We start from the raw sequence: 8,828 nt of genomic DNA, 5'->3' as shown, positions 1-8,828 counted from the left end.
CTGGCCCCGCACATCGCCGAGGAGCTGTGGCGGCGCCTGGGACACGACGGGTCGCTGGCGCACGAGGACCGTCGGCGCGGGGCGCCGGGTCAGCGGTTGGCGGCCTCCTCGGCGGCGCGCTCGGCCTTCTCGGCCCGCTCGGCCTCCTCCATCTCCGCGATCACGTCGATCGGCGGCGGCGCCTTGGCCAGGAAGATCCAGGTCAGGTAGACGCAGAGCAGGAACGGCGGGATGCCGAGCGCGACCTTGACCCAGCCGAGCTGGGTGGCGTTCCCCCAGAAGTAGAGCGGGAAGAGGATCGCCGACTTGACGAGCAGGATGACGCCCCAGGCCCAGGTGGCCTTGGTGTACGCGACGAGCCGTCCCGGGTTCCGCGTCCGCCAGGACAGGTTCTCCTTGAGGATCGGGCCGAGCAGCAGTCCGATCAGCGGGTACTTCACCAGCGCGGAGACCACGTAGGCGACCGCGAGCCCGAGGGTGTAGAGCATGCCGGGCAGGTAGAAGTTCTTCGCGTCGCCGGACATCATCGCGAACACCGCGCCGAAGGCGACGCCGAAGACGCCGCTGAAGGCGTGCTTGAGGGTCTGCCGGCGCACCAGGCGGGCCAGTGCCAGCACCAGTGACAGACCCAGGGCGGCGATGGCCGCGACGTGGATGTCCCGGTTGATCGTGTAGATCAGGACGAAGACGAGGCCGGGCACCGTCGTGTCGATCATGCCCCAGACGCCGCCGAAGGCCTCCAGGAGCGCATGGTCGGCGGCCGCCTTCGAGGCGGCCGCGTCCTGCTCCGGCCCGTGCTCGGTCCCGGTCGTGGGCTGTGCCCCGGTCCGCTTGTCGATCGACGCCACCGGCTACTCCTGTCCGACCGGACGCAACTCGTACTTGGGATTGAACAGCACCGGACGGCCGCGGTTCATGGAGATCCGCCCCGACGCGATGATCCTGCGGCCCGGCTCGATGCCGACGATGCTCCGCCGGCCCAGCCACACCACGTCCAGCGGTGCGGAACCGTCGAACAGCTCGGCCTCCAGGGCGGGCACGCCGGCCCGCGGCCGCAGAGTGACAGCGCGTAGTGTACCGGTCACGGTCACTATGTCGCGATCGGAGCAGTCGCAGATCCGGGTGCACCCGACGTCCGCGGTGTCCTGCCGCAGCTCGTCGGAGTGCAGCTCCTCCTGGGAGGTGGACAGTCGGTCGAGCATCCTGCGGAAGCGGCCGGCGGGCCGGTCCGAACGGGTGGTACCACTCATACCTGGAAGGGTACCGGGCCCGGGTGAACGGATCACGATCACTTCTCGAAGCGGTAGCCCATGCCCGGCTCGGTGATGAAGTGCCGCGGGTGCGCGGGGTCGGCCTCCAGCTTGCGCCGCAACTGCGCCATGTAGACCCGCAGGTAGTTGCTCTCGGTGCCGTAGGACGGGCCCCAGACCTCCTGGAGCAGCTGTTTCTGGCTGACCAGACGGCCGGTGTTGCGGACCAGGACCTCCAGCAGGTGCCACTCGGTGGGCGTGAGCCGGACGTCGGCGCCATCGCGGTTGACCTTCTTGGCGGCGAGGTCGACGGTGAAGGACTCGGTCTCCACGGTCGCGGCGCCGTCCTCGGGGCCACCGGGCGTGGCGCGGCGGACGGCGGCGCGCAGCCGGGCCAGCAGCTCGTCCATGCCGAAGGGCTTGGTGACGTAGTCGTCGGCGCCCGCGTCGAGGGCCTCGACCTTCTCGTCGGAGGCCTGGCGGGCGGAGAGCACGATGATCGGCACCCGGGTCCAGCCGCGCAGTCCGCGGATCACCTCGACGCCGTCCATGTCGGGCAGGCCGAGGTCGAGCACGATGACGTCGGGGTGGCGGGCGGCGGCGAGCTGCAGCGCGGTCGCGCCGTCGTGGGCGGCGTCGACCTCGTACTTGCGGGCCCGCAGGTTGATCACGAGAGCGCGCACGATCTGCGGCTCGTCGTCGACCACGAGCACCCGGTTCATGGAGCCTGCCTTTCCTTCTCGGTGAGGGGGGTGGAGCGGGGGTGCGGTGCGGGCACGGTCAGGTCGTCGCCTCGGCCGGTAGGTCCGGGGCGGCGGGGGTGCTGCCGGGCGCGGCCGGGAGGGTGAGCACCATCGTCAGGCCGCCTCCCGGGGTGTCCTCGGGCTGGAGGGTGGCGCCCATGGCGTCGGCGAAGCCGCGGGCCACCGCGAGGCCGAGGCCCACGCCGTTGCCGCGGGGGGCGTCGCCGTACCGCTGGAACGGCTCGAAGATCCGTTCCTTGGCGACGTCGGGGACACCGGGCCCGCGGTCGACGACGCGCAGGTCGACGTGGCCGCCCAGGGCGCTGGCGGCGACCAGCACCCGGGTGCCGGCGGGGCTGTACTTGACGGCGTTCTCGACGATGTTGGCGACGCTGCGCTCGAGGAGCCCCGGGTCGACGGAGACCATCGGGAGGGTCTCGGGGACGTCCAGGGTGACGCTGCCGTCGGGGACTCCGCGCAGGGCCTTGGGGACGACCTCGTCGAGGTCCACCTCGCGGATCAGCGGGGTGACCGTGCCGGTCTGCAGGCGCGACATGTCGAGGAGGTTGCCGACCAGGTTGTCGAGCCGGTCCGCGCCCTCCTCGATGGCCTCCAGGAGCTCGGCCTCGTCCTCCTCGGACCAGGCGACGTCGTCGGAGCGCAGCGAGCTGACGGCCGCCTTGATGGCGGCGAGCGGGGTGCGCAGGTCGTGCGAGACGGCGGCGAGCAGGGCGGTGCGGATGCGGTTGCCCTCGGCGAGCTTGTGGGCCCTGGCGGCCTCGTCCTCCAGCCGCTGCCGGTCCAGGACGCCGGCGGCCTGGGCCGCGAAGGCGGAGAGCACCCGGCGGTCGGAGGCGGGCAGCACCCGGCCGACCAGGGCCAGCGAGAGGTTGTCGCTGACCGGCACCTCGACGTCCGCGTCCTCGGGGCGCAGGCACTGCCGGCTGCCGACGCCGGCGGCGCAGGTCCACACGTCGTGCTCGCTGGCCCGCTCCAGCAGCGACACGGCCTCCATGCCGAAGGTCTCCCGGACCCGTTCCAGCAGGGCGTCCAGGGAGTGCTCGCCGCGCAGCACGCTGCCGGCCAGGTACGACAGGATCTCGGCCTCGGACTGGAGTCTGGCGGCCTGGTGGGTGCGGCGCGCCGCCAGGTCCACCACGGAGGCCACCGCGATCCCGACCAGCACGAAGATCACGATGGCGATCAGGTTCTCGGGCTGGGCGATGGTGAAGGTGTGCAGGGGCGGGGCGAAGAAGTAGTTCAGCAGCAGTGAGCCACCGACCGCCGAGACCAGTGCCGGGTAGAGGCCGCCGACGAGGGCCGCCGCGACCGTCAGGGTCATGAACAGCAGCATGTCGGTGGCGATGCCCAGGGCGGGGTGCAGCTGGGTGAGCACCAGGCAGAGCAGCGCGGGGCCGAGCACACCGGTCAGCCAGCCGGCGATCACCCGGGAGCGGCCGAGCTGGGCTCCGCGGGCCACGGGCAGGCCCCGGCCCTTGGCGGCGTGCTCGTGGGTGACGATGTGCACGTCGAGGTCCGGCCCGGACTCGCGGGCCACGGTCGCGCCGACGCCCGGCCCGAAGACGTACTGCCACGCGGGCCGGCGGCTGGTGCCGAGCACGACCTGGGTGGCGTTGACTCCGCGGGCGAAGTCCAGCAGGGCGCCGGGGACGTCGTCGCCGACGACGTGGTGGAAGGAACCGCCGAGGTCCTCCACGAGGGTGCGCTGGACGGCGAGTTCCTTGGGCGAGCCGGCCGTCAGGCCGTCGCTGCGCGCGATGTGGACGGCGAGGATCTCCCCGCCGGAGCCCTTGGCGGCCATCCGGGCGGCGCGCCGGATCAGCGTCCGCCCCTCGGGGCCGCCGGTGAGGCCGACCACGATGCGCTCACGCGCCTGCCAGGTGGCGGAGATCCGGTGGTCGGTGCGGTACTGCCGCAGGTATTCGTCGACCCGGTCGGCCACCCACAGCAGGGCCAGCTCGCGCAGCGCGGTGAGGTTGCCGGGCCGGAAGTAGTTGGACAGGGCCGCGTCGACCTTGTCGGAGGCGTAGATGTTGCCGTGCGCCATGCGGCGGCGCAGCGCCTGTGGCGACATGTCGACCAGCTCGATCTGGTCGGCGCGGCGGACCACCTCGTCGGGCACGGTCTCGCGCTGGCGTACCCCGGTGATCGACTCGACGACGTCGCCGAGCGACTCCAGGTGCTGGATGTTCACCGTCGATATGACGTTGATGCCGGCCTGGAGCAGTTCCTCGATGTCCTGCCAGCGCTTCTCGTTGCGGCTGCCCGGGATGTTGGTGTGCGCCATCTCGTCGACGAGGGCGACCTCGGGCCGGCGCGCGAGCACCGCGTCGACGTCCATCTCGGTGAAGACGGTGTCCCGGTACTCGATCTCCTTGCGCCGCACGACCTCCAGGCCGTGCAGCATGACCTCGGTGCGGGCGCGGTTGTGGTGCTCGACGAAGGCGACGACGACGTCGGTGCCGCGCTCCAGGCGCCGGTGGGCCTCGGAGAGCATGGCGTAGGTCTTGCCCACTCCAGGGGCCGCCCCCAGGTATATCCGCAAAGTCCCGCGTGCCATGGCTCCACGTTCCGCCTCGTGGCGTGCCCCTTCCGGGCGCGTCCGACGTTAGGAATCCTATGGTCCCAGCAGCGGACAAATCGGGCGTGATGTTCCTGCGGGGAGCACGTTGACGCGTCCTTGACGCCCTCCTCGTGCCGCCGCCTGCGGTCAGTCAGCGGAACTCCGCGAGCCGCGGCCTCAGACCGAGGACGACCAGCGCCGCGGCGGCCACCAGCGCCCCGGCGAGACCCAGGGGGACGGTCAGCGCCCGGTCCGCGCCGTCCGCGGCGGCGCGCTCGTAGGCGGCGGAGTTGATGGCGATGACCTCGCCGAGCGCCTGGTCGAACGCGGCGAAGTCGTGGTTCGACTCCCCGGGTCCGTAGCCGGTGCCGTAGGCGACGGCAGCGGGAAGCCGGCCGGCCTCGGCCAGGGCCCGGATCGTGCGGTCGTCCCGCTCGTACACCTGGTAGCGCAGCAGCGCCCGCTCGGCGGCGGCGCGCTCACCGGGGAAGGTGATGTTGCGGAACTCGTCACCGAGGAAGCCGGTGAAGCGCAGGTCCGCGGGATCAGCGCGGTAGGCGTCGAGGGCCCGGGCGAGGGCGGGGTCGTAGTCGTCGACGGAGGCGACGCCCGGCAGCCGCGCCAGCCCCTGGCTCTTGTCGAGGAAGTCCGCCTCGTGCCCGGCGGCGTGCGCCCGGTCCAGGAGGTAGCGGGACTCGTCGGCGTTGGCGTCGTAGGCGACCGCGCGGGCGCGGGTGAGCGCGAGGACGGAGTCGAAGGCGTCCCGGCGGGCCACCTTCAGGTCGTCCCGCTGGGCGCCGAGGCCCACCGTGCCGGCGGCCGTCGCGGCTGGCGCGATCAGCGTGGCGGCGGCTAGGGCGGTGCTGACCACGCGCCGGAAGCGGCTCGCGAGGAAGAACTGCAGCACCACGAGGACCGCGAGCAGGAGGAGGCCGGTGCACACGACGACCGTGCGCACGGCGCCGGCCCTGTCGTACGCGTGGCCGTAGGCGCGCTCGAAGGAGGCGTCGTTGACCGTCACCAGGACGTCGGCCTCGGGGAGCAGCCGGGTGCGCATCAGGTCGGACGCGGAGCGGTAGGCGTCGACGGCGGCCCGGTCGGAGCGCTCGCCGAGCAGCAGCGCCCGGGCGGCCCGTTCCTCGTAGCGGCCGAAGTCGCGGATGGCGGCGGCGACCTCCCGCTCGGCGGCGGGGTCGCCCGCCGCGGCCTCCGCGAGGTCGCGGAGGTATCCGGCGGCTGCTGAGCGGCGCTGCCCGTAGATCCGCGCGGCGTCGCCGCCGCCGGGGGTCAGGAGCCGGTTGGCGACCTGGGCGTCCATGTCGCTGAGCGCGAAGTACAGGCCCGCCGCGCTGGTGACCTGGGGCGCGGAGTGCGTGCGGATCGCCGACCAGGAGTCGTCCGCCGACGCACCGCCCGCCAGGAGCACCGCCGCCAGGGCGGCGCACGCGGCGAGGGCGGTCGTCCGCAGCAGCCGTAACCGCGCGGGTACGGTGCCGGGGCGGCCGCGCAGCGACGCCGTCAACGTGCGACGCGGCCGGCCCGGCGACCCCCCACGGAGGGGAGACCTGCGCGGAACACGGTGCCGTCTCCCTGACCCGGAATCCCCACCGCCGTCCGGATCCGGACCAGGTGGCACCTGCCGCCGCTCCTCAGCGGTAACGGTGTGCGCCATTCCGCAGCCCCCTCCGCACCGCCGAGCGGCCTCCGCCGGCCTCCCCTCCGTGCTTCCACTCTCTCCCCGCCGGCCACGTCCCGGGCCCAGCGTTGGCGGCCCCCTGACGGCAAGCCCCCGGCGCTTGACGCCTTCCTGACGCGACCCGCCCCACGCCCCCACGACGGCGGGCGCCGCGGCGGGGTAAGCACCCAGGCGCACACGGCCGGGCGCAGCAGGTCCGCCGGCGCGGCGGTGCCTGGCGCCGCGGGCGAGGCAGCCTGGCGGACAGCGGGGCCGCCGCCCGGCCCATGAACGCCCACCCCTGGGGCGCCGTACGGCGCAACGGACCGTCACGCGGCAGCCCGGGCCGGTCTCCGGCCGCCGAGCACAGCGACGACGAGCAGCGCGAGCGGTCCGGCGGGGGCGCGGTGCCGCACCGGGGACTCGGTCACCCGCCGCCAGGGCGGTGCGTCCCCCGCGCGCGCCGAAACCCACCCGGCGGGCGTGATGCCGGGTGGGTGGGGGCGGCGGTGGGTCAGCCGGCCAGCTTCTGCAGCGCGATGTTGAGCTCCAGGACGTTGACGGTCGGCTGGCCGAGGATGCCGAACTGCCGTCCGTCCGTGTGCCCCTTGACCAGCCGGGCGACCTCGGCGGTGCTCAGCCCGTTGGCCTTGGCTACGCGCGCGGTCTGGATGTCCGCGTACGCCGGGGAGATGTCCGGGTCGAGGCCGGAGCCGGACGCCTGGACCGCGTCCGCGGGGACCTCGGACTCCGGGACGCCGTTGAAGGCGGCGACCTCCTGCTTGCGCTCCTTCACCAGGTCGGTGAGGGCCTTGCTGGTGACCGCGAGGTTGGACGCGCTGGTGTAGGTCGGGTCGTACGGCCCTGCTCCGGCGCCCGCGTCGGCGGCCGAGGGACGCGGCTGGAACCACCGGGGGTCCGGGGCGAAGTCCTTGCCCGTGGTGAAGTTCTGGCCGATCAGCGTGGAGCCGACGACCTTGCCGCCGACCTTCACCTCGGAGCCGTTGGCCTGGTCGTGGAAGGCCGCCTGACCCACCCCCCACACCGCGACGGGGTAGACGACGCCGAGGACGACGGTCAGCACCAGCAGCGCGCGCAGGGCGCTCCAGAGCAGCCGGGCGGAGTTGCGTACGGAAGTGTTCATGGTTCTCTGCACGCCTCGCGTCAGTGGATTCCGGGGATCAGGGAGATGAGCATGTCGATCAGCTTGATGCCGATGAACGGGGCGACCAGGCCGCCGAGTCCGTAGATCCCGAGGTTCCGGCGGAGCATCCGGTCGGCGCTGGTGGGCCGGTAGCGCACGCCGCGCAGGGCGAGCGGCACCAGGGCGATGATGATCAGCGCGTTGAAGATGACCGCGGACAGGATCGCGGACTGCGGCGAGGACAGCTGCATGATGTTGAGCTTGTCCAGACCCGGGTAGACGATCGCGAACATCGCGGGGATGATCGCGAAGTACTTCGCCACGTCGTTGGCGATGGAGAAGGTGGTCAGCGCGCCGCGGGTGATGAGCAACTGCTTGCCGATCTCCACGATCTCGATCAGCTTGGTGGGGTTGGAGTCCAGGTCCACCATGTTCCCGGCCTCCTTGGCGGCCGAGGTGCCGGTGTTCATGGCCACGCCCACGTCCGCCTGGGCCAGCGCCGGCGCGTCGTTGGTGCCGTCACCGGTCATCGCGACGAGCTTGCCGCCCGCCTGCTCCCGCTTGATCAGCGCCATCTTGTCCTCGGGCGTCGCCTCCGCCAGGAAGTCGTCGACCCCCGCCTCGTCCGCGATCGCCTTGGCCGTCAGCGGGTTGTCACCGGTGATCATCACCGTGCGGATGCCCATCCGCCGCAGCTCGTCGAACCGCTCCCGCATGCCCTCCTTGACCACGTCCTTCAGGTGGATGACACCCAGCACGCGGGCCGCGCCGTCCTCCTTGACCGCGACCAGCAACGGGGTGCCGCCGGCGGCGGAGATGGTGTCGACGGTGCGCTGCGCGTCGGGGGCGACGGTGCCGCCGTTCCCGGTGACCCAGGCGGCGATCGCGCCGGCCGCGCCCTTGCGGACCTGACGGCCGTCGACGTCGACGCCGGACATGCGGGTCTGCGCGGTGAAGGGCACGAACTCGGCGTGTCCGAGCTCGCCCTCGTTTCGCTCGCGGAGGCCGTACTTCTCCTTCGCCAGGACGACGATGGAACGGCCCTCGGGCGTCTCGTCGGCCAGCGACGACAGCTGCGCCGCGTCGGCGAGCCCGGCCTCGTCCGCGCCCGCCACGGGCACGAACTCCGCGGCCTGGCGGTTGCCGAGGGTGATGGTGCCGGTCTTGTCGAGCAGCAGGGTGGACACGTCGCCGGCGGCCTCGACGGCGCGGCCGGACATGGCGAGCACGTTGCGCTGCACCAGGCGGTCCATGCCGGCGATGCCGATCGCCGACAGCAGGGCGCCGATCGTCGTCGGGATGAGGCAGACCAGCAGCGCGACCAGGACGATCATCGACTGCTCGGCGCCCGCGTAGATCGCGAACGGCTGCAGGGTGACGACCGCGAGCAGGAAGACGATGGTCAGCGAGGCCAGCAGGATGTTCAGCGCGA

At 72.8% G+C, this 8,828-nt stretch carries 7 protein-coding genes; all 7 read right to left on the bottom strand.

The features are described 5' to 3' along the window. Nucleotides 1-89: 89 nt before the first annotated feature. Nucleotides 90-848, bottom strand: coding sequence for a DUF3159 domain-containing protein (locus ACFV3E_RS10390; protein WP_499514518.1), 759 nt, complete (start codon nucleotides 846-848; stop codon nucleotides 90-92). Nucleotides 849-851: 3 nt separating this feature from the next. Then, complete coding sequence (locus tag ACFV3E_RS10385) at nucleotides 852-1,250, bottom strand: OB-fold nucleic acid binding domain-containing protein (RefSeq protein ID WP_500534278.1); 399 nt, start codon at nucleotides 1,248-1,250, stop codon at nucleotides 852-854. Nucleotides 1,251-1,288: 38 nt separating this feature from the next. Beyond that, complete coding sequence (locus tag ACFV3E_RS10380) at nucleotides 1,289-1,972, bottom strand: response regulator transcription factor KdpE (protein WP_499514516.1); 684 nt, start codon at nucleotides 1,970-1,972, stop codon at nucleotides 1,289-1,291. A 58-nt stretch (nucleotides 1,973-2,030) separates the two neighbouring features. Then, complete coding sequence (locus ACFV3E_RS10375; RefSeq protein WP_500534277.1) at nucleotides 2,031-4,574, bottom strand: DUF4118 domain-containing protein; 2,544 nt, start codon at nucleotides 4,572-4,574, stop codon at nucleotides 2,031-2,033. Between the two features lie 154 nt (nucleotides 4,575-4,728). Further along, nucleotides 4,729-6,099, bottom strand: coding sequence for a GlnX family signal transduction membrane protein (locus ACFV3E_RS10370; RefSeq protein WP_500534276.1), 1,371 nt, complete (start codon nucleotides 6,097-6,099; stop codon nucleotides 4,729-4,731). 667 nt (nucleotides 6,100-6,766) lie between these two features. Continuing rightward, nucleotides 6,767-7,396, bottom strand: a complete 630-nt coding sequence (gene kdpC, locus ACFV3E_RS10365) for a potassium-transporting ATPase subunit KdpC (protein WP_500534275.1) — start codon at nucleotides 7,394-7,396, stop codon at nucleotides 6,767-6,769. A 20-nt stretch (nucleotides 7,397-7,416) separates the two neighbouring features. Beyond that, a partial coding sequence (gene kdpB / locus ACFV3E_RS10360; protein WP_500534274.1) for a potassium-transporting ATPase subunit KdpB occupies nucleotides 7,417-8,828 on the bottom strand: 1,412 nt, incomplete at its 5' end.

Source organism: Streptomyces sp. NPDC059718 (assembly GCF_042733315.1).
Lineage (GTDB): Bacteria > Actinomycetota > Actinomycetes > Streptomycetales > Streptomycetaceae > Actinacidiphila.
Note: the sequence above shows the minus strand (reverse complement) of the source record. Positions and strands in the feature narration are given on the sequence as shown.